A 25187-nucleotide genomic window follows, 5' to 3' on the forward strand; every position below is an offset into this window, starting at 1 on the left:
TGTGATGGAGAAGGTGGGTACGGACGTGGACGACCACGAGGAGATCACGGCGGCGTTGCCGTTCGGGCAGGCGTGCCGGCTGGCCGGACCGTGCGGGACGAGCCGGCGTTCGCTGAGGATGGCCGGCCCCGCTGGTCCCGCACCGTCACCGAAGGACCTGCTGGCGGCCGCCCTCCTGCTGGGCCGCAAGTACGCGGACCGCCCCGGCTTCGAGGTCGGCGTGCGACACGCCGCCTGGCCGCCGGGTGCCGACAGCGCGCGCTTCGCGGCCCTGATGCCGGCCGGCCTGACGCTCGGAGAGCACCTGCGAGCGGTGGCCGAACGGCTGCCCGAAGTACTGCCGGAGCCGGAGAGCTCCGGTGGGGCACGGCCGGCCCTGCTGTGCGTCCTGGACGGCCCTGCGGCGCCGGAGCATGGACACGATCTGGCCCTGTGGCTGCAAAGCGACAGCGAGGGAACGCTCCTGCACGTCGACTACCACGAGCACGTCCATGACGCCCACGTCGCCGACCGGATCCTGGGCCATCTCGGAGTCCTGCTGAACCACCTGGCCGAACGGCCGGAGAGCACAGTCGACTTTATCAATATCCTGACGCTCGCCGAGCACGCGGCCCTCGCCCTCGTGAACGAGACCTCCCGGCCGTATCCCGACGCGCAGACCGTCTATGAACTCTTCCAGGCCCAGGTCACCCAGGGCCCGGACCGGACGGCGATCCGCCACGACGGCGGCGACGTGACGTACGCCGAACTCGCCGAGCAGGCCCGGCGCCTGGCCGGCGCGCTGCGCACTCACGGAGTGCGCCGTGGCCACCGGGTCGCTTTTCTGCTCGGCAAGACCCCCGCCTTGCCAGCCGTCATGGTGGCCGTGCTCCAGCTCGGAGCGGTGTACGTCCCCCTGGACCCGGCATGGCCCGCGAGCCGACGGTCCGCGGTCCTGCTCGACAGCGGCGCCGAAGCTCTGGTCACGGACGATCCCGGGATACACGCGGACGTCCCGGTGGTCCTGGTGGACGGACTCGGCCACCCCGAGCCGGAACCGCCGCTGCCGACCGATCCCGTAGGCGGCGCACGAGACCTCGCGTACGTCATCTACACCTCCGGCACGACGGGAACTCCGAAGGGCGTGCAGGTCGACCACGGGGCGATCGCCCGGCTGGTCTGTGCAGCCGACTACGTCCGGCTCGGCCCAGGGACCACCATCTTGCAGACCGGATCAGCCGCCTTCGACGCCTGCACCTTCGAGGTGTGGGGGGCGCTGCTGAACGGCGGGAGCCTGGTCCTAGTCCCCGAGGACACGCTGCTGGACGCGGCCCGGCTGGCCGCCGCGATCGTCCGGCACGGAGTGAACACCGTTTTCGTCACCACCGCGCTGTTCAACCGGCTCGTCGAACAGGAGCCGGCGGTGTTCGACGGCTGCCAGCTGCTCGTGGGCGGCGAGGCGGCCTCTCCCCGGCATTTCGCGGCGGCCATCGCCGCGTGCCCGGACGCCGAGGTCTCCAACATCTACGGCCCCACGGAGAACACGACCTTCTCCACCGTCCACCGCCTGACCTGGGCGCCCCTCGGACCGGTCCCGATCGGCCGGCCGATCGCCAACTCCACGGCGTACGTCCTGGACTCCGAGGGCAACCCGCAGCCGATCGGCGTGCCCGGCGAGCTGCTGGTCGGCGGCGCCGGGTTGAGCACCGGCTATCTGGGACGGCCCGACCTCGACGAACATGCCTTCGTAACCAGCGGTCCGCACGGCGAACGGCTCTACCGCACCGGCGACATCGTGCGCTGGACAGAGGAAATGACGCTGGAGTACGTCGGAAGACAGGATCACCAGGTGAAGATCCGCGGTTTCCGGGTCGAGCTCGGCGAGGTCGAGACGCACCTGCGGCGAATCCCGGCGCTGCGCGAGACCATTGCGCAGGTGTTCCGGACACCGGAGGGCCCGACGGCGCTGTGCGCGTACTACACCGCCGATCGAGCGGTCGAGGCGCGTGAGATCAGAGACGCCCTCCAGCACGAACTCCCGGAATACATGATCCCGACCCGGTATCTGCAACTCGACGCGATGCCGCTGACCCAGAACCAGAAAGTGGACCGGGCGGTGCTGGCCGGCCTGACGACGACAGGCCTGGACGACGCCCCCGGCCGCGCACCCCGCACCGCCCGCGAACGCACGGCCGCCGAGCTGTTCGCCCAGGTGCTCGGGCTGCGGTCGGTGGGCATGGACGATGACTTCTTCAGTCTCGGCGGCCACTCGCTGCTGGCCATGCGGCTGTGGACCCGGGTCCGGGAGGAGATCGATCCCAGGATCGGGCTCAGTGACATCCTCGCCCGCCCGACTGCCGCGGCCGTGGCCGAACTCGCCGAGCGCACCTTCGTCGCCGACTCCGCCGGTGCCGCGGATCGCCTGGTCCGTCCCAAGCTGGTCCGCCGTTCCTGAAACCAGACCCCCGAGAACTCGACGACAAGATCGTTTCGCTGAGGAGTGAGATGTTCCCGCTGTCCTTCGCCCAGCAACGGCTGTGGTTCGCGAACCGTATGCAGGGTCCGAGTGCCACCCACAACATCCCCATCGTCGTGCGGCTGACCGGCTCGCTGGACGAACCGGCGCTGCAGTCCGCCCTCGTGGATCTCGTCGAACGCCACGAGACCCTGCGCACCGTGCTGCGCGAGCAGGACGGGCAGTTCCGCCAGGAAGTGCTGCCGGCCGCCGAGGCCGCGCCGACGCTGGTCCGCATGGATTCAGCGGTATCGGAGTTCTGCAGCGCTGTCATGGACGGCGTCGCCCTAGACCCCGCACTAGCCGCGGTCGCCGCCCGGCCCTTCGACCTGGACGCCGATCTGCCGACCCGGGCTGCCCTGCTGCGGCTGTCGGACTCCGAGCACATCATGCTGCTGGTCATCCACCACGCGTTCTGCGACGGCTGGTCGCTCGGCCCGCTGCTCCGAGACCTGGGTACCGCCTACACCGCGCGGCAGGCGGGACGGGAACCGGCGTGGGAACCGCTGCCCGTGCGCTACTCCGACTACACGCTCTGGCAGCAGGATCTGCTCGGATCGGCGTCGCAGGACGGCACTTTGGCCGCCGAGCAGTCGGCGTTCTGGCGCCGGACACTCCAGGGCCTGCCCGCTGAACTGCGGCTGCCCTTCGACCGGCCACGGCCGGCCTCGCCCAGCCCGCGCTGCGGGAAGGCCCGGTTCTCCATCTCCCCCGAGACCCACGCCGCGATGGTCGAGTTGGGTCGGCAGTGCCAGGCCACGCTGTTCATGGTCCTGCAGGCCGCGACCGCCGCCCTGCTCGCCCGGCACGGATCCGGGACGGACATCGCCCTGGGCACGGCGGTCGCCGGCCGGACCGACCCGGCACTGAACGAGGTCGTCGGCCTGTTCGTGAACACCCTCGTCCTGCGCACCGACGTGTCCGGTGCGCCCACCTTCCGAGAGCTCGTCGGCCGGGCGCGCGACGGCGACCGGGCAGCGTACGCGCACCAGGACCTGCCGTTCGAGCAGGTGGTCACGGCGGTCAACCCGATCCGGCTGCGGTCAGTGCACCCGCTGTGCCAGGTCTTCGTCGAGATGCACGACGCGCTGCCGCCGGCTCCGCTGGCAGGGCTGCAGACCGAGGTCCACCTGCTCAAGGGCGAGGTGGCCAAGTTCGACCTCTCGTTCTCCTTCCGCGAGCACCACGGTCCCGACGGCGCCCCGGCCGGGATCTCGGGGACGATCGAGTACCCCCTGGACCTCTTCGACGACACCACCGTTGAGCGGATCGCCGAGCGCTTCAGTGCCCTGATCCCCGCTATCGTCGGCGCACCGGACGTCACACCGTCGGCGATTCCGACCGTCACCGAGGACGAGACGCGCCGGCTGCTGGCCTTCACCGGTGCGACGATGCCGCTCCCGGCGGCGTCGGCGGTAGGCACCTTCGAACTCCGGGCCGCCGAGTCGGGCGACCGGCTCGCTCTGGTGGCGGGCGAGGAGCAGCTGGACTACGTGACGCTGAACAGCCGCGCCAACCGGCTCGCACACCACCTGATCTCTCTGGGGGTGGGCGCCGACGCCCCAGTCGCAGTGGTCCTGCCCCGAACTGCCGACGCTGTGGTCGCGTGGCTGGCCGTTCTCAAGTCCGGCGGTACGTACCTTCCGGTCGATCCGTTCTACCCCGATCAGCGCATCCGCACCGTGCTGGCGGACGCCGGACCCGTGGTCCTGGTCACCACCGGCCAGATCGCGGACCGGCTCGGCACCGGCGCCTCGGGTCTGGTATTGGTGACCGATCTGGTCCAGGCGGATCGGTCCGACCAGGATCCGACCGACGCCGACCGCGCAGTGCCGTACCACCCCGACCACGTCGCCTACGTGATCTACACCTCCGGATCCACCGGTGTGCCCAAGGGCGTCGCGGTCACTCACCGCGCGCTGGTGAATGAGCTGGCGTTCCACTCGCGGGTGACCTACCCGGCGCCGCGGGACCCGACAGAACGGCGGCGGGTGGCGCTGTCCGCCTCGCTGTCCTTCGACACCTCATGGGAGGGTGTCTGGGCACTGATGGCCGGACATGAGCTGCATCTGCTGGACGAGTCCACCCGGCGAGACCCTGCGCGCATGGTGCGCTACGTCCGGGACCACGGGATCGAGCAGGTCGACGTGACGCCGAGCTTCGCCCAGCAGCTGTTGGCCGACGGCCTGCTGACCGAGGGCACGCCAGTCCGGACTCTGATGCTTGGCGGCGAGACGGTGACCGAGGTGCTGTGGGAGACGCTGAGGAACGCCCCCGAGGACGTCACCGTCTACAACTACTACGGCCCAAGCGAGTTCTGCGTCGAGGCATCCGGTTGCGCGCTCACGCAGCACCCCAGGGCCTCCATCGGGCGTCCGCTGCCGAACTGCGGCGTATACGTCCTCGATGAGAACCTGACGATGGTGCCCCCGGGGGTGCTCGGGGAGATCCACCTCGCCGGCGAGCAGCTCGGCCGCGGCTATCTCGGCCGCCCGGGACTGACCGCGCAGCGGTTCGTCCCCGACCCGTTCGGCGAGCCGGGAGCCCGGATGTACCGCAGCGGCGACCTCGGACGCTGGACCGAGGACGGCTTCCTGGTCTTCGCCGGCCGGGCCGACGACCAAGTGAAGCTGCGCGGCTTCCGAATTGAGCCCGCGGAGATCCGAGCCGCGGTGCTGGCCCGGCCCAGCGTCGCCGAATGCGCGGTGATCGTGCGGGAGGATGTCCCGGGGGACAAGCGGCTGGTCGCCTACGTCGTCCCCGAGGCCGGAGCGTCGCCAGACGTCGCAGAGCTGCGCGCGGCGCTGGCCGGGCAGCTGCCGGACTACATGGTGCCGGCCGCCTTCGTCGTGCTGGACGCCCTGCCGCTGACGGCGAACGCCAAGATTGACTTCCAGGCGCTGGCCGAGCCCAGGTACGGAGCGCCGGCCGAGGGACGCAAACCACGCACCGAGTTGGAGCGGACCGTCGCCGAGCTTTTCGCCGAAGTACTGCGCCTGGACCGCGTCGGCCTGGACGACGGGTTCTTCGAACTCGGCGGGCACTCACTGCTCGCCACTCGCCTGGTGAACCGGATTCGCACGGTGCTGGGGCTGGAGTTCGACCTCATGGGCCTGTTCGACCGCCCCACAGTCGCCGGGGTGGCCGAGTCCCTGGCGGACGCCGCCGCGGCGGTCGCCCGGCCCGCACTGGTCAGCAGGTCCTGACACGCACGGCCGGGCGTCCGCGCCCGGCCGTTCCCGCGGCGCCCGACCGTCCGCGCGCGCCAGGGGAACGCCAGGGGAACGCCGGAGGAGCGGCCTTGTCGAGCATCGAAGAAGTCAGGGAACTTCGATCCTTCGATCAAGGGGAAAAGCCGATGAATGTCAAGCTCAAGCGCTCCGTCACGGCCTCGATCACGGTCCTCGCGGCCGCCACCGCCCTGGGTCTGGTGGCCGCGGCGGCCCCGGCCCCGGCGGACCGCCCGGCGGCCTCCAACGACCCGTCCCCGACGGTCGTCGTGACCGCCGCCTGAGCGGGACTCGCCATGGCCGACTTCCTCACCATCCAGCTGAGCGGGCGGACGTTCGACGAGCTGCGGGCCGAGCAGTTCTCTGTCGCCCCGCTGGAGATCGCCCCTCTGAAACCAGGACAGGCGCTGGTCGCGAACATCTACCTGTGCGTCGGGGCGGAGGCCGAACGCACAGTGCGGCACGGCTGGCACCTGCACACCCCGATGCCGTCAGGGCCCGCTATCGGCGAGATCGTCGAGTCTCGGGCCGCGGCGCTGCCCGTCGGATCAGTGGTCGTGCACGACGGCGGCTGGTCCACCCACACCGTCGTGACCGCCGGCAGGCCTGACGTTACCGTCGTCGACCGCACCGACCGGCTCCCGTTGACCTTCCAGTTCTCGGTGCTCGGCACACCAGGCCTGTCGGCCTGGGCGGGGGTGCGGGAAGTACTCCGGCTCCAAGCAGAGGAACGGCTGCTCGTCGCCGCCGCACCAAGCCCCACCGGCTATCTCGTCACCAGGACGGCCGAGCTACACGGTGTGCACGACGTCCGGGCCGGGCTGACCAGTCCCGTCGCCCGCGACGGAAGTGGGAGCGCACGGGTCCTGGACGCGCTCGGCGCGCTCGCCGCCGAAACGGGGTTCGAGCCCTTCGACGCGGCCTGGACAGATCTCCCGGTCGAGCAGCTGTCCGAGGTCGGCGCTCTAGTCCGGGACGGCGGACGAATCGCCGCCGTCCACCCGTCGGTCGTCGCGCAACCGCCCGGTCTGCTCAGGAGCCACAGTGGAACCACCACGGTCGAGGTACGCGGATACCTGGCGGCCCACTACGCATACCTGCGAAGCACCGCCCTCGCCTACCTGCGCAACCACGTGGTGGCTCGGCGCATAACCCCCCGTGAGACGACGGTCCGCGGATTCGAGAACGTGGTCGAGGTGTTCCTTGGCGTACTCAGCGGCGTGTATCAAGATCCGGTTATTGTCCAGATCACCGATCCGCCGACGGCCCCGGCGCCCTGCTCATTCACCGCGCACAAGCCCCAAGGAACGACAGATGAGAACCACGATGCCTGACACCACGAACGTTAAGGGTCTGTACCTCTCTCCCGTGCGGCCTGCACCGGCAACGGCGCGCGGGCGGGTCGTGGCGATCCCGCACTCAGGCGCCGGGCCCAACGCGCTGCTCCCGCTGCTCCGCCGGCTATCCGCCGACCTCGACGTGATCGGCGTGAACCTGCCGGGCCGCGAGCGCCGGTTCGCCGAGGAATTCGCGGATCTGCCGGCCAGGACCGCCGAGGTGGTGGAATCGATAGCGGCCGAACTGCGCGCCGCGCCCCCGATGCCCACAGTCCTGTTCGGGCACAGCCTCGGTGCGTCCATTGCGATCGCCCTGAGTCTGGCCGACCCCGATGTCGCGCGGGCCTTGGTCCTCAGCGGGCATGCGTATGACCCGGCGCGGCTGCAGGACGACGGCGCGGTCCTGACCGAGGAAGAACTGCTCTCGGTGCTCCGTCTAGGCACGGGCACCCCGCGCGAATTCCTTGAAGAGCCGGAGTTCCGCCAGTACATCCTCGGCCTCCTGGACTGCGACCTGACCCTGGGCCGCCGGCTGGCCCACTCGAACGCCCTCGCGCTCGACTCCGGCCGTCCGCTGCCGGTACCGGTCCGGGTGCTCGGCGGGGCTTCGGACCAGCTGGTCGATGCGGCCGCCCTGCCGGGATGGGAGCGGTTCGCCGCGGCCGGGTTCAGTCTGCGGACGTTCGCCGGAGGCCACTTCTATCTGTTGGACGAGGAAATCATGGACGAGGTCGCGCACGAGATCACTGCGGCGTTCGAACGCCGGGACTTGGCAGCCGGGGTGATCGCATGAGCATCACGGCCCCGACGGCGACGGCTCCCGAGCAGCCGACCGCACGCCCGCTGCCACACGCCGGCGAGAATCCGGCGCCATGCCTGCCCGAATCCGGCACGGCTTCGCCCACCGAGGGCTCCAGCCCGCTCGACCCCGTGACGGTGGCGGTCTATCAATGGGCCCTGGAGCACGGACGGATGCCGCGCCACGGGGGTCCCGCATTGACGGCGGCTCTGGGCATCGGACCCGACGAGGCACGCCACGCCGTGGACCGGCTGCTGGATCTGCGCCTGGTGTGCGCGGCCGTCGACACCGTCGAGGAACTGGTGCCGACGAGTCCGGAGACCGCCGCGGCCGAGCTGTCCGGCCCGATGGAGGTGCGGATCCAGGAGCTTGAGCACCGGATCGGCGAGGTCAAGGCCCAGGTGCTGTCGGTCAAGGACGTGTACTTCGCCAGCCGGCGCAAGCGGAACCGACGCGAGGCCGTGGACGTCGTCCAGGCCGGCGAACCGCTGCGCAGCGTACTGGCCGGGTGCCGGCGCCGCAGCTCGGCCGAGATCCTGGGGGTGTTCCCCGGTCAGCTCGAGGGCGACCGGGTCCTGGAGCTGGCGGTGCTCGGTTTCGAACCGCTCAAGCGCGGGGTACGCGTCCGGCTGCTTTTCCAGCACCCGGCCCGGGTGCAGCGCGGCGCCCGGGATCTGTTGGACCGGCTCAGCGAGGCCGGCTGCGAGGTGCGGACCTGCGACGTGGCCAGCGACAGGATCCTGTTGTTCGACCGGGAGACGGTGTTCCTGCCGGACCGGGCCGACCCCAGCGCGACCGTCGTGATCCGCGAGCCGACGACAGTGGACTTCATCCACCGGGCCACCGAGCAGCTGTGGTCGACGGCGGTCCCCTACGAAGCGGGCGCCACGAATTCGCTGGAGTACGGCGAAGCCGAGGAGGTCCTTAAGAAGTCGATCGCGCTGCTGCTAGCGACCGGCGCCAAAGATGAGTTCATCGCCCGCCGTCTCAGCATCTCGGTACGGACCTGCAGGCGCCACATCGCCGAGATCATGACGGATCTGAAGGCGTCGAGCCGGTTCCAAGCTGGCGTCAATGCTCTGCGAGCCGGGCTGATCCCGCCGGGGCCGGTGGAAGTGGAAGCGGCGTCATTGTGAACCGGTCGCGGACCGCATGGACCGTTGCGGCCCGGACAAGACAACATAAGACCGCCCCGAAGACGAAACCGTCTGAGGGGCGGTCCGTTCACGGGTCCTGCCTACCAGGACTGAGCCCGTCGGACCGGCTGGATACCAAGCTCGGCGAGGATCCGCTCGGCACTGGCCCGGCGCGCGTCGGCCGTCGAGCGGTCGCCGACCGCGTCGGCGACCGCGGCCAGACCACGCAGCGCGCGGGCCTCCTCGAAACGGTACGAGCTCTGCTGAGCCGCCTGCGCCGCGGTCGCGTAGCAGTCCCGCGCCCTGTCCAGGTCGCCCGCGGCCAGCGCGACCCGGGCAGCGGTGGAGTAGGTGAGGCACCAGTGCACCGAAAGCGTGGCCCCCTTGTCGAGCCGACGTATCGCCAAGTCGGCGTAACGCTCGGCGTCGGCCGTAGAACCTCGCGCCAGACTGAGCTCGGCCAGCTGGCACAAGGTGTTCGTACCGGCCTGGATCTGGCCCGCCCGGGTGTCCAGATCCGCAGCCTCAGTGAGACAGTCCTGCGCGACGTCCAGATCGGACGCCGCCAGATTGGCCTCGGCCAGCGTGTTGAGCACGTTGATCCGGGTACCGACGTCGACCCCCGCGCCGAGCGCGCGGGCCAGCCCGCACTGGCGGACGGCCTCGGCAGTGTCGCCGCGGACCAGGTGCAGCACGCCCAATGCGTTGCGGGTCGTCGCCTCCTCCTGCGGAGCCGGGTTCTCGGCCAGCAGATCCAGCGCCCGGGCCAGCAGCTTCTCGCAGTAATCGTATTCGCCGAGTCGTTCGTGACAGGCGTTCAGCCGGTTGAGGATACTGATCTGGGTGGGCTCGTCGCCGACCGCTTCGGCCAGCTGCAACGCTTCCCGCAGCGGGACCAGCGACTCCGTGAGGCGGCCGGCCGACCACTGCGCGGTGGCCAGATTCGCCAGCGCGATGCGGACGAACCGGCCGTCGGGGAGCCCGCGGGCCGCCTCTAACCCAATCTCGGCGACCTCGGTCAGCCCGTCGGTCAGCCCCTTCATGTGCTGGTAGAACACCAGATTGCGGGCGAGTCGATAAACGTCGGCGGGTGCGACGGACGGCGGTGCCAACGCCAGCGCTGCAGCCATGGCTCGAAACTCGGTGTCGAACCACGCCAGCGCGGCGGTATCGTCGATCAGGCGCAGTGTCGAGGCTGAAGCACTCTCCATCGGGACCGGGTGTCCGGCGCGGCCCGGGAACAGCAGGGCGCAGGCTTGTTCGCTGGCCCGCGCGTAGTACCCCATGGCCCGGGCCATCGCATCCTCGGCCAGACCGGGGTTATGCGCCTCAGCGCGCGCGACAGCGAAGGCCCGCACCAGATCGTGCAACGAGTACCGGTCCGGCGCGTGCTGCGTAATCAGATGCGCGTCGAGCAGTGTCTCCAACAACTCCTCAGCCTCGGACTGGTCCACTCCCAGCACCACGCCCACCGCGTGTTCGCCGATCTCGGGGCCGGGCACAGCCGCCAGCATCAACAGAGCGGACTGCTGCCCTGCCGAGAGCACCTCGAAGGACATGCTCAGACACGCCTGCACACTCCGGTCTCCGATGGCCAGCTCGGTGAGTGCCCGGGAACGTTCAACGAGCTTGTCGACCAGCTGCTGCAGACTCCAGTGGGTCCGGCGCTGCAGGCGCGCCGCGCTCAGCCGGATGGCCAGTGGCAGGTGACCGCATAGCCCGGCCAGTTCCTCCGCGACGGTGGCCTCAGCGCGCACCCGGTCCGGACCAAGGATCCGCCCCAGCAGTTCCTTGCTCTCTGCACCACTGAACATCCCGAGACTGACGGGCACCGCCCCGTCGAGGTCGGGCAGGAGGCGGCGGCTGGTGATCAGGACAAGGCAGTGCGATGAGTTCGGAAACAGGGGACGCACCTGATTCGCATCCGCCACGTTGTCCAGGACCAGGAGGAAGCGCATGCGCTGTGTCGTGCTCCGCCATAGTGCCGCCCGGGTCTGGAGGTCAGCCGGAATGGATCCGTCGGGAATCCCTAAGGCTCCCAGCAGCACCGCCAGGGCCGCGTGTACGGACATCGGCGATGCGCCAGGGGTGAAACCCTGAAGATCCAGATAGAGCTGGGCGTCGGGGTAGCGGCTGGCGAGCTGGTGCCCGGCGTGGATGACGAGTGCCGACTTGCCCGAGCCGCCCATTCCGGTGACGACGACGGGCCGAGGCCCGGATCCCGGATGGGTCGCGAGGGAAAGGATGAGCTCCAGCGTCTGTGTTCGGCCTGTGAAGTCATGAAGATCGTAGGGAAGGATGTTCACCGGGACGAGATCGTTCAGCGCCTCGATACGGCTTTCCTCGGCGACCGGCGCCGGGATTCCGGACAGCACCGCAGGAGACCGGCTAGCCGACAAGGCCGGGTCGGCCCTCAAGATTCGTTGATAGAGTTCGCCCAGATCGTGGCCCGGCTCCACCCCATACGAATCGTCCAGGACCCGCCGCAACCGGTGGAACTCCTCCAGCGCCTCGACCTGACAGCCGGCCCGGTAGAGCGCGAGCATCAGTTGGCCGCGCAGCGTCTCCCGGGTCGGGTACACGCTCACGGCCTCTCGCAGCCCGGCCAGGACTGGTCCCTCGTCGCCGAGTGTGATGTGAAGGTCGAAAAGCTGCTCCAACGCGGCGATCCTGCGCTCCTCGATCGTGTTCGCGATGGACTGCAGGAGGATTCCGCCCTGACCGTCGAGCAGTGGGCCGCGCCACAGCGCGAGCGAGGTGGTCAGATGGCCGATCGCCCGGCGCATCTGGTTCCCGCTCCCTCCGAGCACCTCCCGGGCCGACCGCAGTCCGGCGAGGAACCGTCCGTGGTCAATCTCGCTCTCGTCGATCGTGAGCCGGTACCCGGGACCGACCGTGCTGAGCCGGTCCTGGAGCCCGGGCAGCCGCTGGCGCAGATCCGAGATCATCTTCCGGACCTGATGTGCGGCCGTGTCCGGCTGGTCCTCGTCCCACACTGCCTCGATCAGCCGTGATATCGGCGCCACGGTCCCGCGGCTCAGGAGCAGGTAGGCGACCATCCGCTCCTGAGCCGGACCGCGCAGCGCTTTCGGACGGCCCGAATCGAAGCACTCCAGCGAGCCGAGCACGCCGAAGTAGATCGATTCGGATAGGCCGTCATGGTGCATGCGAGCCCCCCTCGCCTTCGCGTCCTCCCCGTACTCCCCCCCCGGACAGTATGACGTAGGCGATCACGCACGAACAGTTATCAATCCCCTGACCTTGCAGAACCACCGACCGCCCGGCAGGACTCGGTGAGTTCAAAGGGGCTTGAGCTCGACCCGCACCCGCTTGAATCCGTTGATCACGGACGAAGCAAGCCGCTCCGGTTCCTCCGTCACCGTGGCCGCGGCCACCCGGTCGCAGAGCTCGTCGAGGAAGGCCCGGAGTTCCAGCGTCGCCAGCGCTGAGCCGAGGCAGAAGTGTGCTCCGGCTCCGAGAGCCAGATGCGGGTTCGGAGAGCGGCCGAGATCCAGACGGTCGGGCGCGTCGAAGACCCGCTCGTCCCGGTTGGCGGAGTGGTGCCAGACCACTACGTCCTGGCCGGTCTCGATCAACCGGCCCTTGAGTTCCACGTCGCGGACGGCGCGCCGCAGAACGTGTTTGCTCGGGGACACCCAGCGCAGCAACTCGTTCACAGCTCCGGGCAGCAGGTCGCGGTCTGCCCTCAGCCGTTCCCATTCCTGCGGGAACTCCACGAGCGCCAGCAGCGATCCGACCGCTCCGTGCCGGGTCGTCTCGTTGCCGCCGAGCAGAAGCAGGTCGAAGAACAGCATGGCGTCCTCCTCGCTGAGCCGGCCCGCGTCGCGGGCCTGCACCAGAGCGGTGACGAGATCGTCCTTCGGATCGCAACCACGCTGCCGCATCAGGTCCTGGCAGTACAGCAGGAGCTGCGCGTGCGCCTGCGCGGCGGTGGCCCGGGCGTCTGCGTTCGCTGCGGCCCGGAACTCCTGGTCGGCCGAGCCGAACGCGGCCGTCGTCAGGGTCAGCAGCAGGCGCCAGTCCGACTCCGGCACGCCGAGCAGGGCCGCGATCGACGCCACCGGCAGCAGCGAGACGACCTCGACGAAGTCGCATTCGCCGACCTCGACCGCCTCGTCCAGCGCCCGGCCGACGACCGAGCGCACATAGGGCTCGAGCCCTGCGACGGCTCGAGGCGTGAATGCCTTGTTGACCAACTGCCGCAGGTCCGTGTGCCGAGGCGGGTCGGTGTGCGTGAGCATTCGCCCCGAACCCTCGTCGCCGGTCCGGCGCTGCGGTCCCAGCACGTTGGTATAAGCCGAGCTGAACGACTTGCCATCCTTCTGCACGGCGACGTAGTCCTCGTACCGGGTCACGGACCAGAACCCCGGTTCGGTCCCGTCCTCGTTCCAGTGCACCGGGTCGAAGTCACGGAGCAGCTTGAACACCCGGTGCTGGTTCGACGAGGTATGGAAGAGCGGGTCGGCGAGGTCGATCTGGCCGAGCGATTCCTGGACGATGGCGGGGACGAGCGGCCCGCTGAGAACGGCGTTCACGACATGTCCTGCATCATCTTCTGGATCTCGGTCATCAGCACGGTCAGCCCCACCCGCTCGGCCACTGTGGTGTCCGGGTGCCAGAGATCGACCAGCAGGCAGGTCCGCACCCGGTCGCCGCCGTTGTGCGCCTCATGCTCGAAGGAGTAGTCGAACAACAGGCACTCGCCCTCGACCCAGCCCCGGGTCTCCTCGGCGACCCGGATGGTGCACCCGTCCGGGATGTCGATCGCGAGGTGCAGATTGATACTGAAGTTCCACAGGTCGCAGTGCGGCCGGATGGACGCACCGGGCAACAAGGTGGAGAAGTGTGATTCCAGCAGGGGGCAGATGACCCCGGGCTCGACGGCGGCCTCCTCAAGCACCCGGTACGCGGTCGGGGCCAATGTGGCGGAGTCCTTCACCATGGCGCCGTCGCGATAGAGGTAAAGGGCCTGCCAGTTCCGCTGCCGCACGAGGTAGTGCTCGTAGTCGGTGAAGCGATCCGGCTCGCCCAGCCAGGCGTTCTCGAACTCGGACTTGATGGCGGAGTGGTTCGCCTCGAGCCCTCGCACCACGGGCAGCAGCTCGGGGTAGGCGTACGGGCTGTGCCAGGGAGTCTGCGGGATGTCCGGCAGGATCCACTTGGCCGCCTGTTGCAGCGGATGCCGTTGTGTGGAGCGCCGTCGGGGCTCCAACATCTCCTCCACCCGATCCAGCGAGTCAGTGCCGTATTCTGCCTTGATCTTGGCAAAGGCCTCGTCTATCTCCGGTGTCACGGTTGTCCTCCGTTTCCTTCCGATCTCGGCGATTACGGGGTGCGGCCGCCGGAGATCGACGCCCTGGGCAGAACCCCACCGCCACGCTAGGACCGCCAGCCCGGTCGGGGCGGGCACTACCGGCGGCAGATCGACGGTAGTTCCGCTGGCGGGTGCCGCTGCCACAGCGGCACCAAGCAGGCAGTTTGCTAGAACAGGGCACCACCGCTGGCTACCGGACCGACATAGTGGGCCACGCACCCCCTGTCGCGTCATGCCAATCAGGGGTGTCGCATCTCGCATCGCAGAAGGGCCGTCGGCTGATGAACGCACCTCGCTCCGCCGCGCTTCGTTTCGCGGTCCTCTACGACCTCGGCGCCGTCCCCGCCGGGGAGATCGGCGCCGGCCTGGCCGACCTGGGGGACGTCGTCTTCCTGGTGCCCGCCGGATCCGTCCACGTCGAGCAGTTGCGGCCGGTGATGGAGATGCTCGGAGCGGTCCACACGTTGTCCGGGCACCCCGAGGCGGACGGCGAGTTGATCCGCCGCATCGCACCCGACGCAGTGCTGACGTTCTGCGACGCCCTAGTCCGCCAGGCGGCCGTCCTGTCCGCGTCCGCTGGCGTACCCGGGCCCGGTGAACGGACCGCGCGGCTGTTCACGGACAAGGTCAGCCAACGGAAGGCGCTACGCGAGTCCGGGGTGGAACTGATTCGGACGGCGCCGATCGCTTCACTCGCCGATTGGGACGCCGCGACGACCGCTGTCGGTCTTCCGGCCATCGTGAAGCCCGCGTCGGGGACGCTGAGCCTGAACACGTTCGCCGTACACACCCCCGAGGAGCGCGCCGAGGTGTTCCGTCTGCTCCAGAACCTCCACTCGGCGGGCCGGTGGACGCCTTTCATCACCGAGGAGTTCTTGCAGGGCCGACCCAGTCAACCGTTCGGCGACTACGTCTCCGTGGAGAGCGTGTGCACCCCCAGGGGGATCACCCACTTGGTGATCACCGACAAGACCCCGGTCCTCCCTCCGTTCCGGGGCACCGGCCGGATCTGGCCGAGCCATCTGCCCGCCGACGAGCAGCGGGAAATCCTGGAGCTGGTTTCGCGGGCGCTGCAGGCCGTCGGCGCCGACCGCGGGCTGACCCACACCGAGGTCAAACTCACGGTGGACGGGCCGCGCATCATTGAAGTCAATGGCCGTATATCAGGCTACGTCAATATGATGGCTCGGGAGTCCTGCGGGGTGGATCTGGTCCGGGCCGCCGCGCTCGTGGCCCTCGGGCACGACCCGGATGTCGTTCCGTTCGACTTCGGGGGCAAGGTCCACTTCCAGTACAACAACCTCGCGCCATTGCGTCCGTGCCGGCTGGAAGGCGTGACGGGCACCGACACGGTGCGCGCCCTGCCGGGGGTCACGGCCTACCGTGCCTTCGTCCGTCCCGGCACCGACCTCCCGGGCGGAACCACCACGCGAACGCTGGACACCGTCTCCGGGTTCGGCGGCGACCACGACGAGGTGCTGGCCACCATCGACGCGGCGCGGACCGCGCTGTCCTTCGACCTACGTTTCGAAGACGGTGCCCGGCGACTGACCGGGCACGAGCTGTCTCTGTGCTAAAAGTAAGCATGCATATTCGCCCAGGTACCCCGGATGACTTCGATGCCGTGCTGGCGCTTGGCGACGAAGCCGTCGTCTGGATGAACGCCCGGGGCAACACCGAGCAGTGGGGTACCAGCCCCTGGACCGGCGACGAGAAGCACGAGCAGACGGTCTACTACGCCCTGCTCGGAGACGGAGTGTACGTCATGGAGTCCGAGGAGGGCGATGTCGTCGGTGTGCTGATGGCCACGGACCAGCGTTCGGATTACGCGCCGGAAGTGGACGAGCGCGAGTTGTACATCAACCTTCTGCTGACCTCGCGGCGACGCAGCGGCCAGGGCATCGGGGCCGCGCTGATGGAGCGGGCCAAGGCTGTCGCCGGCGAGCAGGGAATCGACCTGATCCGGCTGGACTGCTGGGCCGGCGAGGACGGGAGCCTCGTGCGCGTGTACGAGGGATACGGTTTCGAGCGGGTCCAGGAGGTCTTCACCGAGGACTGGCCGGGGATGCTGCTCGCCCTACGACTTTCTGAGCAGTAGCGCCCCGGCCCGCCTCACGTCCGCTACATGACTGCGGCTGCCAGCGCGGACGGGTCTTCGGCGGCCTCACCTGCGAAGTAGCCAGTGGCGGCCTTGCGGCCGGAGGAGGCCAGGTGCGCGCCTTCCTGGATCTCGAAGAGCGAGTTGAACTCCGCGGCGGCGAGCGGCAGCCGCCACGTCCCGCCCTCGGTGCGGGCCGTCTTCGAAGCCTTGCCGCGCACCAGCTTGGCGGTCGGCTCGTTGTGCGAGGCGTGCGGGCCGTAGTAAAGCGGGAGGGCGTCCGAGGCGCGGTAGGCGGGAATGAAGGCACGACGGTAGCGGTCGGAGTGGTTCAGCTCGGAGGCATGGGCGACCAGCGGGTGCAGGAAGACGACCGTGCCCGCCTTACCGGGGCAGTCCACGACCGTCGACTCCGGCACGCCAACGGCCGGCAGGCTGGCGATCTTGCCTGCGAAGTAGCCGTCCACCTCGTGGTTGAGCAGCCCGAGGCGGTGCGAGCCGGCCGCCACCCGCAGGCAGGCGTTCTCCGGCGTCGCATCGTCCAGGTAGATCAGGGCCGCGACCAGGTCGATGTTGGAGTGCGGGTAGAAGGCGAAGTCCTGATGCCACTGCACGACGCTGCCCACGCGCGGCGCCTTCACGTTCAGCTTCGAGTACTGCAACACCAGGTTCTCGCCGATCAGGTCGGCTACGGTATCCAGCAGCCGCGGGTACTCCGCGATCCGACCGAACACCTCGTCCCGGCTGGTCGGTGCCCAGATGCGGCGGGCCACCGTAGGGTCGCCCGGCTCGGTCTCGGCCACGGCCCCCAGGTCAGGTCCGGACAACAGCCGGTCGACGGTCCTGCGGGCCCGCTCGACGAGTTCGTCCTCGAAGAGCCCTTCGACGACGAGGAACCCGCTCTCCCGATAGGAATCGATCTGCTTCTCGGTGAGCACGTTGCTCATGGATTCTCTTCCTTTCCGGCGGTCGCCGCGCATCGACCGGAACGACAACCGGACGGGCGGACTCGGTCGGCACACGGATGTGCGCGATTCACCACTGGGAGTCTGACAAGACCCGGTGCGCCGGACCGGCATCCGCACCGGCAGCCGTGCGGCATTTCAGGCCCCCGCAAGCGCATCACAGATGCCTGTTCTCGTGCCTTTGCGACACTTCCCGGCTTCGTATCGTGAGCCACGCCAATCGATTTCCCCATGGCTAGGGAGTGCCAAGATGTACGGTTCGCAAGAATCGGCCGCCGGGGCGGCGACCGACGCCGAGATCCTTGACTGTACGCTGCGCGACGGAAGTTACTCCGTCGACTTCAAGTTCACCGAGGCGACGATCCGCGCGGTGCTGTCGGGTCTGCAGGACGCCGGGATCGGTCTGATCGAGCTGGGCCACGGCCTCGGTCTGAACGCCGGCCGGGCGCTGTCCCAGCCCAGCCTGGTGTCCGACGAGCGCTGTTTCACCCTGGCCTCGGAGACCCTGGACCGGGCAGCGTGGGGCATGTTCTGCATCCCGGGCGTGGCACAGCCGGTCCATCTGCTGCAGGCCGCGCGGTCCGGGATGGACTTCGTCCGCATCGGCGTCGACATCACCGACGTCTCGCCGGCGGCGGCCTTCGTCGAACTGGCGCGGGAATCGGGGCTGAAGACCTTCGTGAACCTGATGAAGACGAACGTCCTGCCGACGGACGGAGTGGTCGAGGCGGTCCGCCGGTGCGCCGGCTTCGGAGCCGAGGGCGTCTACCTGGTCGACTCCGCCGGTGGCTACCTGCCCGCGGCGATCAGCGCCGTGTTCGAGGCGGTGGCCGGAGCCGTGCCGGTGTCGCTGGGCTTCCACGGCCACGACAACCTCGGTCTTGCCAACGCCAACGCGCTGGCGGCGGCGACAGCCGGCGCCCGGTTCGTCGACGGCACCCTCGACGGCATCGGCCGCGGCCCGGGCAACACGGCCACCGAGCTGCTGGCGGCGATCTTCTCCCGCCGAAGGGTCACGAACCGCTACGACTACCGCGCTCTGGCCCGGCTGAGCCAGGACGAGATGCGCCCGCTCGCCCGCCGCCACGAGGACCGCGTCTACCAGGTGGTCGGCGGCCTCACCGAGACCCACTCCAGCTTCTTCCCGCTGCTCACCCGGTGTGCGGAGGCGGCGTGCGTCGACGTTTTCGAGCTCATGGCCGCCGTCGCCGAGATCGACCGCGTGCACCCGAGCGAGGAACTGGTCAAGGAGATCGCCGCCGGGCTGCCGGCTCTGGCCCTCGTCTGATCCCCCCGAAACCGCCGAATCGGAGTACCCGCATGCGCCTGTGCACCATGAACATTGACGGCCGGGAGGATGTCGGCATCGCCCACGGCGACGGCATCGTCCCGCTCAGCACCCTGACTCCCCTGAGCCCGAAGCCCTTGGGGGCCACCCTTCTCGACGTCGTCGCTGGCGCGCAGCTGGACGCGATCAAAGAAGCCCTGGACCGGCTGGAGACCCGGACCGACCTGGTACGCACCGCGGACGTCGATTTCGGCCCGGTCTACCGGAATCCGCCGAAGCTTTGGGGCGTGGGCCTCAACTACCGGGCACACGCCGACGACCTCCAGGTCGAGCAGCCCGCAGGCTCTCCCGGCTCGTACCTGCGGCCGGCCAGCTGCGTGATCGGCGACGGCGACGAGATCGTCCTGCCGACCCAGTCGGAGCGGGTGACGGCGGAAGCGGAGTTGGGCGTGGTGATCGGACGAACTTGCCGGGACGTACGGCCGGAAGACGCGCACACTGTCGTCTTCGGCTACACGACGGTCCTGGACATGACGGCCGAGGACGCGATCCGCCTCAACCCGCGCTTCATCCCCTGGGCCAAGGCGTTCGACACGTTCTGCAGCCTGGGCCCGTGGATCGTGACCCCGGACGAAGTGGGCGAGCTCTCCTCGGTCCGGATCTCGACCGTGGTCAACGGCCGGACCATCGCCACCAACCAGGTCTCGGCGATGATGCGCGATCCGCACTGGCAGGTCGCGCACTTCTCCGGCGGCATGACGCTTGAAGCGGGATCGATCATCGCCACCGGCACGCCGGGCGCCGGCGTCATCCGGGACGGCGACGTTGTGGAGGCGGTCGTCGAGCGCGTCGGCACTCTGCGCAACGCGGTCCGACAGGCCCGGGTTTAGTCGGACGAGAGCCGCGGCTAGCATGGACCTCGGAATCTCCGGCAAGACGGCGTTGGTCTGCGCCTCGACCTCCGGTCTGGGCCGCGCAGTCGCGACCGCCCTCGCGCACGAAGGCGCCGACGTGATCGTGTCCGGTCGCCGATCCGAGTTGGCCCGCGACATCGCAGCGCGGCTGCCCTCAGCGGTCGGGATCGGGGCCGACCTGCTCGACCCGCTCGGCCCCGAGCGGCTCGTGGAAGCCGCCACGGCCGCCTTCGGCCCGATCGATATCCTCATCCTCAATGGTCCGGGACCCAGGCCCGCCCCGGTCACCGCGATCGAGCCGCACGAGCTGCGCGACGCCGTCGACACCCTGGTGACGCCGCATCACCGGTTGTCGGCGCTCACGGTGCCGACGATGAGGCAGCGCGGCTGGGGCCGAGTCCTCGCCATAGGATCCAGCGCCGTGGTCACCCCGATCGGCGACCTGTCTCTGTCCGGAATCGGCCGCACGGCGCTGGCCGCCTACCTGAAGATGCTGGCCACCGAGGCGGCACCCGACGGAGTCACGGTCAACATGCTGCTGCCGGGGCGCATCGCCACCGACCGCGTTGCACGACTCGACACCGCGCGCGCCGCCGAGCACGGGTGGGATGTCGCGGCGGAGCGGGCCGCTTCGGTGGCCGGCATTCCGGCAGGGCGATATGGCACGCCGGAGGAGTTCGCGCGGGTCGCAGCATTTCTGTGCAGCGGGAACGCTTCGTATGTGACAGGTACAGCGGTGCGCTGCGATGGTGGCCAAGCACCAGTGTTGTGAGGCCACCACGGCGTCGAAATCCTGGCACCAAACCGCGTCAGGCGCATCGCGGCCCGGGCATATCAGGGCCGCGCCCGCCTCACTGGCGCGCTTGATCCGATCGACGACTGCCTAACTCTACGTTCGCATCAGCCGCCACCGTCGATGCTCCCTCATGGATCCCCAATTCAGGAAGTTCCGACATTCCAGGTCGGATGCCGCTTCACTCCAAGGCATCAGCGCGTGGGACCTAGGGTCCCGTGCGGCAAAAAATGGAGCATGAATCACGGGTTTGATATAGTAAAGACGCAGGTCAGACATAAAGTCGATCTTGTAGGGCGCGTGGGACTCGAACCCACAACCCACGGGTTAAAAGCCCGCTACTCTGCCAATTGAGCTAGCGCCCCACACACGCCGGGCGTGTGTCGCGTACCAGGGTAGCGGGTCGATCGTCGTTAGCAGAACCGGTTACACCGGTGTGCGCGAGTCAGACGCGGAGTCTTCCGGATGGAGCAGGTACGCGCTCACCGCCTCGCGGAGAGAAGCCGAGCCAGTGGCGAGAGCTCCAGGCGGTAGGTACCCGAACGTGCGTTCCAGATCGGCCGGGACGCCACCCGGCGGCCCGCCACACCAGGATCGGCGACGAGGTCGCGGCCACCACCTTCGACCAGGAGGGTGCCGGGCTCCGGCCCAGGTCCCGTGCCCATCCGCGCACCTCGCGTGCGCCCCGGCCACCCCCCGGGAGCACCTTCCGGGTAACCGTTTTGGCTCCCGACTGATCGTGCTCTATGCTTCAACTCGTCCCCGACGGACGGATGGACGTTGAGGGCAGACCAGCCCCCATCGTCTAGAGGCCTAGGACGCCGCCCTTTCAAGGCGGTAACACGGGTTCGAATCCCGTTGGGGGTACGCAGATCCAGCAAGGCAAAGCGGTTAGGAACCGCGGCGGTAATCCGATATGCTCTTCGAGGCGATCGGGAACCGGCCAAGCCGGGGAAGCGATGGCAGGACAACTACACAGACAAGGTCCCGTGGAGCAGCTAGGAGTGCTCGTCACCCTGTCAAGGTGAAGGTCGCGGGTTCAAATCCCGTCGGGACCGCATCCAGAAGAGCCGCCGCAAGGCGGCTCTTCTGCTGTCTGCGGACCGAGGAACGGCATGATGGTCCCGGGCGTTGCATCTTCGAACGCCCACACCGAGGGAAACGGGAGACCATGCGCTTCATCCTCAACATCATCTGGCTGGTCCTGTCGGGCTTCTGGATGGCGCTGGGCTACATCGTCGCCGGCATCATCTGCTGCGTCCTGATCATCACCATCCCGTTCGGCATCGCCTCCTTCCGGATAGCGGGCTTCGCCCTGTGGCCCTTCGGCCGCACGGTGGTCTCCAAGCCCACCTCCGGCGCCATGTCCTTCGTCGGCAACGTGATCTGGTTCCTGGTCGCGGGCCTCTGGCTGGCCATCGGCCACGCGGTCACCGGCATCCTGCTCTGCCTGACCATCATCGGCATCCCGTTCGGCGTGGCGAACTTCAAGATGATCCCGATCTCCCTGGCCCCCCTCGGTAAGGACATCGTCTCCACGGACAGCCCCATGTACCGCTACGGATACCGCTGAGCAAACCCGGTGGGAGGCATCCCCCGCGATCCGGTATGCTGTTCCAGGTGTCCGGGAGACCGGATGCCTTCTCAGTGGGGCCAGGTAGCTCAGTTGGTACGAGCGTCCGCCTGAAAAGCGGAAGGTCGGCGGTTCGACCCCGCCCCTGGCCACTTCGGCAAGTGGCAGAACCCCGTCGGGTGACCGGCGGGGTTCTTTCGTTTGTCCGCAGGTGGGCGGGAAAGTGAGTACCCTTGGCGACCGAACTCAACTCTGGGGGAGCGCAGATGCGGCGTGCGATGGTCGTGACGGTGTCGAACCGTGCCGCCGGCGGCGTGTACGAGGACACCACGGGGCCGATCATCGTCGAGCGGCTGACCGAGATGGGGCTGGCCGTCTCCGGGCCGGAGGTGGTGCCGGACGGGCCGCCGGTGGAGGCGGTGCTGAGGCGCATCCTGTCGGTCGGGTACGACCTGATCGTCACCACTGGGGGGACCGGGATCTCGCCCACGGATCAAACTCCGGACATGACGCGGCGGGTGCTGGACTACGAGGTGCCGGGCATCTCGGAGGCGATCCGGCTGGAGGGCCTGGCGAAGGTGCCCGCCGCGGCGCTGTCGCGGGCCACCGCGGGGGTCGCGGGGCGGACGCTGATCGTCAACCTGCCGGGGTCGCCCGGGGGTGTGCGGGACGGGATGACCGTCATGGGCCGGTGGCTCGCGCACGCTCTGGACCAGCTGCACGGGGGCGACCACTGAACCGGCCCGCCGGGTGGGGGGCCGCCTGGCCCGCCGTGCTGACCGACGGGCCGGTGCGGCTGCGGCCGCTGGCGCTGTCCGACGCGCCGGCCTGGCGGGAGCTGAAGGACCGCAACCGGTCCTGGCTGGCCCGCTGGGAGGCCACCGTGCCGCCCGGGGACACCAGCGGGCGGATCACCTTCCGGCAGATGGTGCGGCGGCTGCGGGCCGAGGCGCTGGCCGGGCGGATGCTGCCGTTCGCCATCGACTACGCCGAGCCTCCGGAGGCGCCGGAGCCGGACGAGGGCGAGGACGCCGCGGGCGGCGGGCCCGGCCGGGGCCGGCCGCGGCGAGCGGTCCACGCCGCCAAGCCGGTGCACCGGCTCGCCGGCCAGCTCACCGTCTCCAGCATCACCTGGGGCTCGCTGCGGTCGGCGAACATCGGCTACTGGGTCGACGAGGCCTGCGCCGGCCGGGGCATCACGCCGACCGCCGTGGCGCTGGCCGTCGACCACTGCTTCGGTCCGGCCGGGCTGCACCGCGTCGAGGTGTGCATCCGGCCGGAGAACGCGGCGAGCCTGCGGGTCGTGCACAAGCTCGGGTTCCGGCCGGAAGGGCTGCGCCGCGCGTACCTGCACATCGACGGCGCCTGGCGGGACCACGAGTCGTTCGCGCTGACCACCGAGGATGTGCCGGAGGGGCTGCTGGCCCGGTGGCACGTCACTCTTTCGAGCACTCGCACTACTCCCGGCGGGTGACAAATGGTGTGGAGCGTGCTTGATGGGGGAACAGCGGACACCTTAGACTGATCAACTGGCCCCATCTGTCACAACAGTCTCGTCACAACCTCAACGACACGCCGACGGAATGCGCCTTGATGATCGTCGGCCCCTCTACTGTGCTGAATGTGAGCAGCAGCGGCCTCATCTACGCGGGAATCGTCGGCGCCTGGGCCGTGTACCTCGTCCCAGTGTGGCTGCGCAGGGAAGAGCAACTGAACGAGGCCCGCGAGAAGGCGCGCTACGCCGCCGCCATCCGCACCTTGGGCCGCAGCGAACGCTTCGAGAAGAAGGTGCTCGCCGAGGAGTCGCTGGCCGCCACCGGGACCGACGGAGCCCCGCCGCGCACGGGCGGCCGCCGGCCGGCCACGAGTCAGACCTCGAGCCCGGCCAAGCCGTCGGCGCGCAAGCCCGCGGCGACACCGGTCGAGGCCCGCACCGCGACCCCGGCTCCCCCGAAGACGAAGCCGTCTCCGGCCGCCCAAGCCCGCAAGACCGTCACCGCGCACCTGCCCCACCACCACGAGGGCCGTCCGGCCGACAAGCCGTCCGCCGCCGCGACCGCGGCCCGGCGCCGCGGCGTGCTGCTGATGCGCCGCCGCCGCGTGGTGGCCTTCCTGTTCACGCTGGCGACGTTCGGCGCCGTCGTGAGCATCACCCTGGGCCTGTCCTACAGCTGGGCCATGCTCGCCCCGGCCACCTTGTTCTCCGGCTACATCGTCTACATCCGCCGCGACGAGAAGCAGCGCGCCCGCGAGCGTTACCGCCGCCGCCAGTCCGCCCTGGCCGCGCAGCGCCGCCAGGACCGGCAGCGCCAGGCACCGGTGGCCGCGCCGGCGATCGCCGAGCCCGAGCGGACGGTGTGGCGGCCCCAGGAAGCTCCGCAGGAGTACCGCCGCGCAGCCAACGGCTGAGCCCACATAACCGGTTTCAGAACGGCCTGCAGCATGTGATAGATTTCTGACTCGTTGAAGGGCCTGTGGCGCAGTCTGGTAGCGCACCTCGTTCGCATCGAGGGGGTCAGGAGTTCAAATCTCCTCAGGTCCACAACGAAGTCCCGGTCGGTTCACCGACCGGGACTTTTCGCATGCCTGTCGGTATACCCGCCCGCTCGCTGACAGCAGGTGTCAGCGACCCCGGCCTACCGTCGCGGCATGGCTGACAAAGACTTCGACTTCCTCCACGGACGCTGGCGCCTGCGGACCCGCAAACTGCGCGACGTCATGGATCCGACGTGCACCGACTGGATCGAGTTCGACAGCGTTTCCGAGATCGTGCCGGCCTTCGGCGGCGCCGGGAACGTCGAACTCACCTCCCTGGCCACCGAGCCGCCCCAGGAAGCCCTCACAGTGCGCCTCTACGACGCCGGCGAGGACCTCTGGCGGGTGTGGTACCTCTCGACCCGCGCTCCCGGCTATATGGGCCCGGCGGACGAGGGACGCTTCGCCGACGGCCGGGGGACGTTCGTCTGCGAGGAGGAGCTCGGTGGCCGCCTGGGGCTGGTCCGGCACCAGTGGACCCGGCTCGACACCGGCCGGCCGCGGTGGGAGCAGGCGTTCTCGTTCGACGGCGGGGAGAGTTGGGAGACCAACTACGTGACCGAACACGAGCCGCTGGGGGAATGAGGGCCCGAAACGACTCAGGCCCCGAACCGTATGGTTCGGGGCCTGAGTTCTGAAATTTAGTCCGGCCGCGTCCTACTCTCCCACCAGGTCCCCCTGGCAGTACCA

At 69.3% G+C, this 25187-nt stretch carries 20 protein-coding genes and 5 tRNA genes; 20 read left to right on the forward strand and 5 right to left on the reverse strand.

Annotation, left to right across the window (positions count from 1 at the left end; genetic code table 11):
* Positions 1–4 precede the first annotated feature (4 nt).
* The 6 genes from ABD466_RS24520 to ABD466_RS24545 all read left to right on the forward strand — a co-directional run bounded on the left by ABD466_RS24520 (position 5) and on the right by ABD466_RS24545 (position 8996).
* Positions 5–2434 (forward strand): non-ribosomal peptide synthetase, encoded by a 2430-nt coding sequence (locus ABD466_RS24520; protein WP_344659502.1) that lies wholly within the window; start codon positions 5–7, stop codon positions 2432–2434.
* Positions 2435–2484: 50 nt separating this feature from the next.
* Positions 2485–5700 carry a non-ribosomal peptide synthetase gene (locus ABD466_RS24525; RefSeq protein ID WP_344659503.1) on the forward strand — a complete coding sequence of 1072 codons (3216 nt, stop codon included), beginning with the start codon at positions 2485–2487 and terminating at the stop codon, positions 5698–5700.
* Between the two features lie 152 nt (positions 5701–5852).
* Positions 5853–6008, forward strand: a complete 156-nt coding sequence (locus tag ABD466_RS24530) for a hypothetical protein (RefSeq protein ID WP_344659504.1) — start codon at positions 5853–5855, stop codon at positions 6006–6008.
* 12 nt (positions 6009–6020) lie between these two features.
* Positions 6021–7058: an MDR/zinc-dependent alcohol dehydrogenase-like family protein gene (locus ABD466_RS24535; protein ID WP_344659505.1), complete on the forward strand. Its 1038-nt coding sequence runs from the start codon at positions 6021–6023 to the stop codon at positions 7056–7058.
* 34 nt (positions 7059–7092) lie between these two features.
* Positions 7093–7854 (forward strand): thioesterase II family protein, encoded by a 762-nt coding sequence (locus ABD466_RS24540; RefSeq protein WP_344659506.1) that lies wholly within the window; start codon positions 7093–7095, stop codon positions 7852–7854.
* Positions 7851–8996 (forward strand): helix-turn-helix transcriptional regulator, encoded by a 1146-nt coding sequence (locus ABD466_RS24545; RefSeq protein ID WP_344659507.1) that lies wholly within the window; start codon positions 7851–7853, stop codon positions 8994–8996. The genes ABD466_RS24540 and ABD466_RS24545 overlap by 4 nt, the downstream gene beginning before the upstream one ends.
* A gap of 101 nt (positions 8997–9097) precedes the next feature.
* Here ABD466_RS24545 and ABD466_RS24550 read toward each other — a convergent pair whose 3' ends face one another.
* The 3 genes from ABD466_RS24550 to ABD466_RS24560 form a co-directional block, all read right to left on the reverse strand.
* Positions 9098–12163 (reverse strand): AfsR/SARP family transcriptional regulator, encoded by a 3066-nt coding sequence (locus ABD466_RS24550; protein ID WP_344659508.1) that lies wholly within the window; start codon positions 12161–12163, stop codon positions 9098–9100.
* A 132-nt stretch (positions 12164–12295) separates the two neighbouring features.
* Complete coding sequence (locus ABD466_RS24555) at positions 12296–13552, reverse strand: cytochrome P450 (protein ID WP_344659509.1); 1257 nt, start codon at positions 13550–13552, stop codon at positions 12296–12298.
* Positions 13549–14310 carry an aspartyl/asparaginyl beta-hydroxylase domain-containing protein gene (locus ABD466_RS24560; RefSeq protein WP_344659510.1) on the reverse strand — a complete coding sequence of 254 codons (762 nt, stop codon included), beginning with the start codon at positions 14308–14310 and terminating at the stop codon, positions 13549–13551. The genes ABD466_RS24555 and ABD466_RS24560 overlap by 4 nt, the downstream gene beginning before the upstream one ends.
* A gap of 302 nt (positions 14311–14612) precedes the next feature.
* Between ABD466_RS24560 and ABD466_RS24565 the strand changes: the two genes are divergently transcribed.
* Together ABD466_RS24565 and ABD466_RS24570 are read left to right on the forward strand one after the other, a co-directional pair.
* Complete coding sequence (locus tag ABD466_RS24565; RefSeq protein ID WP_344659511.1) at positions 14613–15908, forward strand: ATP-grasp domain-containing protein; 1296 nt, start codon at positions 14613–14615, stop codon at positions 15906–15908.
* A gap of 47 nt (positions 15909–15955) precedes the next feature.
* The gene (locus tag ABD466_RS24570) at positions 15956–16429 is read left to right on the forward strand and encodes a GNAT family N-acetyltransferase (RefSeq protein WP_344659512.1); all 474 of its coding nucleotides are present in this window, start codon (positions 15956–15958) and stop codon (positions 16427–16429) included.
* A 23-nt stretch (positions 16430–16452) separates the two neighbouring features.
* Here ABD466_RS24570 and ABD466_RS24575 read toward each other — a convergent pair whose 3' ends face one another.
* Positions 16453–17376 carry a phytanoyl-CoA dioxygenase family protein gene (locus ABD466_RS24575; protein ID WP_344659513.1) on the reverse strand — a complete coding sequence of 308 codons (924 nt, stop codon included), beginning with the start codon at positions 17374–17376 and terminating at the stop codon, positions 16453–16455.
* A 268-nt stretch (positions 17377–17644) separates the two neighbouring features.
* Between ABD466_RS24575 and ABD466_RS24580 the strand changes: the two genes are divergently transcribed.
* Genes ABD466_RS24580 through ABD466_RS24590 form a run of 3 tightly spaced genes read left to right on the forward strand, consistent with a single transcriptional unit; the run spans position 17645 to position 20368 of the window.
* Positions 17645–18682 carry a beta/alpha barrel domain-containing protein gene (locus tag ABD466_RS24580; protein ID WP_344659514.1) on the forward strand — a complete coding sequence of 346 codons (1038 nt, stop codon included), beginning with the start codon at positions 17645–17647 and terminating at the stop codon, positions 18680–18682.
* A 47-nt stretch (positions 18683–18729) separates the two neighbouring features.
* Positions 18730–19572 carry a fumarylacetoacetate hydrolase family protein gene (locus ABD466_RS24585; protein WP_344659515.1) on the forward strand — a complete coding sequence of 281 codons (843 nt, stop codon included), beginning with the start codon at positions 18730–18732 and terminating at the stop codon, positions 19570–19572.
* Between the two features lie 22 nt (positions 19573–19594).
* Positions 19595–20368, forward strand: coding sequence for an SDR family oxidoreductase (locus ABD466_RS24590; protein ID WP_344659516.1), 774 nt, complete (start codon positions 19595–19597; stop codon positions 20366–20368).
* Positions 20369–20681: 313 nt separating this feature from the next.
* On the opposite strand, the gene ABD466_RS24595 is transcribed toward ABD466_RS24590, so the two are convergent.
* Positions 20682–20754 (reverse strand) — tRNA-Lys (locus ABD466_RS24595).
* 429 nt (positions 20755–21183) lie between these two features.
* Here ABD466_RS24595 and ABD466_RS24600 point away from each other — a divergent pair.
* From ABD466_RS24600 to ABD466_RS24640, 9 genes are all read left to right on the forward strand, one after another.
* Positions 21184–21256: transfer RNA gene (locus tag ABD466_RS24600), tRNA-Glu, on the forward strand.
* 116 nt (positions 21257–21372) lie between these two features.
* Positions 21373–21447, forward strand: a tRNA-Asp gene (locus ABD466_RS24605).
* A gap of 113 nt (positions 21448–21560) precedes the next feature.
* Positions 21561–21962, forward strand: a complete 402-nt coding sequence (locus ABD466_RS24610; RefSeq protein ID WP_344659517.1) for a YccF domain-containing protein — start codon at positions 21561–21563, stop codon at positions 21960–21962.
* 78 nt (positions 21963–22040) lie between these two features.
* Positions 22041–22114 (forward strand) — tRNA-Phe (locus ABD466_RS24615).
* A 114-nt stretch (positions 22115–22228) separates the two neighbouring features.
* Positions 22229–22699: a MogA/MoaB family molybdenum cofactor biosynthesis protein gene (locus ABD466_RS24620; RefSeq protein WP_344659518.1), complete on the forward strand. Its 471-nt coding sequence runs from the start codon at positions 22229–22231 to the stop codon at positions 22697–22699.
* A 38-nt stretch (positions 22700–22737) separates the two neighbouring features.
* A complete protein-coding gene (locus ABD466_RS24625) occupies positions 22738–23436 on the forward strand; it encodes a GNAT family N-acetyltransferase (RefSeq protein WP_344659526.1) in 699 nt (232 codons plus the stop codon).
* 149 nt (positions 23437–23585) lie between these two features.
* Entirely contained in the window at positions 23586–24371 is a 786-nt protein-coding gene (locus ABD466_RS24630; protein ID WP_344659519.1) for a hypothetical protein, read from the forward strand.
* A 59-nt stretch (positions 24372–24430) separates the two neighbouring features.
* Positions 24431–24504, forward strand: a tRNA-Ala gene (locus ABD466_RS24635).
* 107 nt (positions 24505–24611) lie between these two features.
* Positions 24612–25082: a hypothetical protein gene (locus ABD466_RS24640; protein ID WP_344659520.1), complete on the forward strand. Its 471-nt coding sequence runs from the start codon at positions 24612–24614 to the stop codon at positions 25080–25082.
* The last annotated feature ends 105 nt before the right edge of the window (positions 25083–25187 follow it).

The sequence above is a fragment of the Catenulispora subtropica genome (genome assembly GCF_039531675.1).
Taxonomy (GTDB): domain Bacteria; phylum Actinomycetota; class Actinomycetes; order Streptomycetales; family Catenulisporaceae; genus Catenulispora; species Catenulispora subtropica.

Bases quoted from the DNA above. Each gene is read 5' to 3' on its own strand.
- ABD466_RS24610 (WP_344659517.1), top strand. From the start codon at position 21,561: ATGCGCTTCATCCTCAACATCATCTGGCTGGTCCTGTCGGGCTTCTGG.
- ABD466_RS24520 (WP_344659502.1), top strand. From the start codon at position 5: ATGGAGAAGGTGGGTACGGACGTGGACGACCACGAGGAGATCACGGCG.
- ABD466_RS24580 (WP_344659514.1), top strand. From the start codon at position 17,645: ATGTACGGTTCGCAAGAATCGGCCGCCGGGGCGGCGACCGACGCCGAG.
- ABD466_RS24550 (WP_344659508.1), bottom strand. From the start codon at position 12,163: ATGCACCATGACGGCCTATCCGAATCGATCTACTTCGGCGTGCTCGGC.
- ABD466_RS24545 (WP_344659507.1), top strand. From the start codon at position 7,851: ATGAGCATCACGGCCCCGACGGCGACGGCTCCCGAGCAGCCGACCGCA.
- ABD466_RS24530 (WP_344659504.1), top strand. From the start codon at position 5,853: ATGAATGTCAAGCTCAAGCGCTCCGTCACGGCCTCGATCACGGTCCTC.
- ABD466_RS24590 (WP_344659516.1), top strand. From the start codon at position 19,595: ATGGACCTCGGAATCTCCGGCAAGACGGCGTTGGTCTGCGCCTCGACC.
- ABD466_RS24640 (WP_344659520.1), top strand. From the start codon at position 24,612: ATGGCTGACAAAGACTTCGACTTCCTCCACGGACGCTGGCGCCTGCGG.
- ABD466_RS24575 (WP_344659513.1), bottom strand. From the start codon at position 17,376: ATGAGCAACGTGCTCACCGAGAAGCAGATCGATTCCTATCGGGAGAGC.
- ABD466_RS24535 (WP_344659505.1), top strand. From the start codon at position 6,021: ATGGCCGACTTCCTCACCATCCAGCTGAGCGGGCGGACGTTCGACGAG.
- ABD466_RS24585 (WP_344659515.1), top strand. From the start codon at position 18,730: ATGAACATTGACGGCCGGGAGGATGTCGGCATCGCCCACGGCGACGGC.
- ABD466_RS24565 (WP_344659511.1), top strand. From the start codon at position 14,613: ATGAACGCACCTCGCTCCGCCGCGCTTCGTTTCGCGGTCCTCTACGAC.
- ABD466_RS24525 (WP_344659503.1), top strand. From the start codon at position 2,485: ATGTTCCCGCTGTCCTTCGCCCAGCAACGGCTGTGGTTCGCGAACCGT.
- ABD466_RS24620 (WP_344659518.1), top strand. From the start codon at position 22,229: ATGCGGCGTGCGATGGTCGTGACGGTGTCGAACCGTGCCGCCGGCGGC.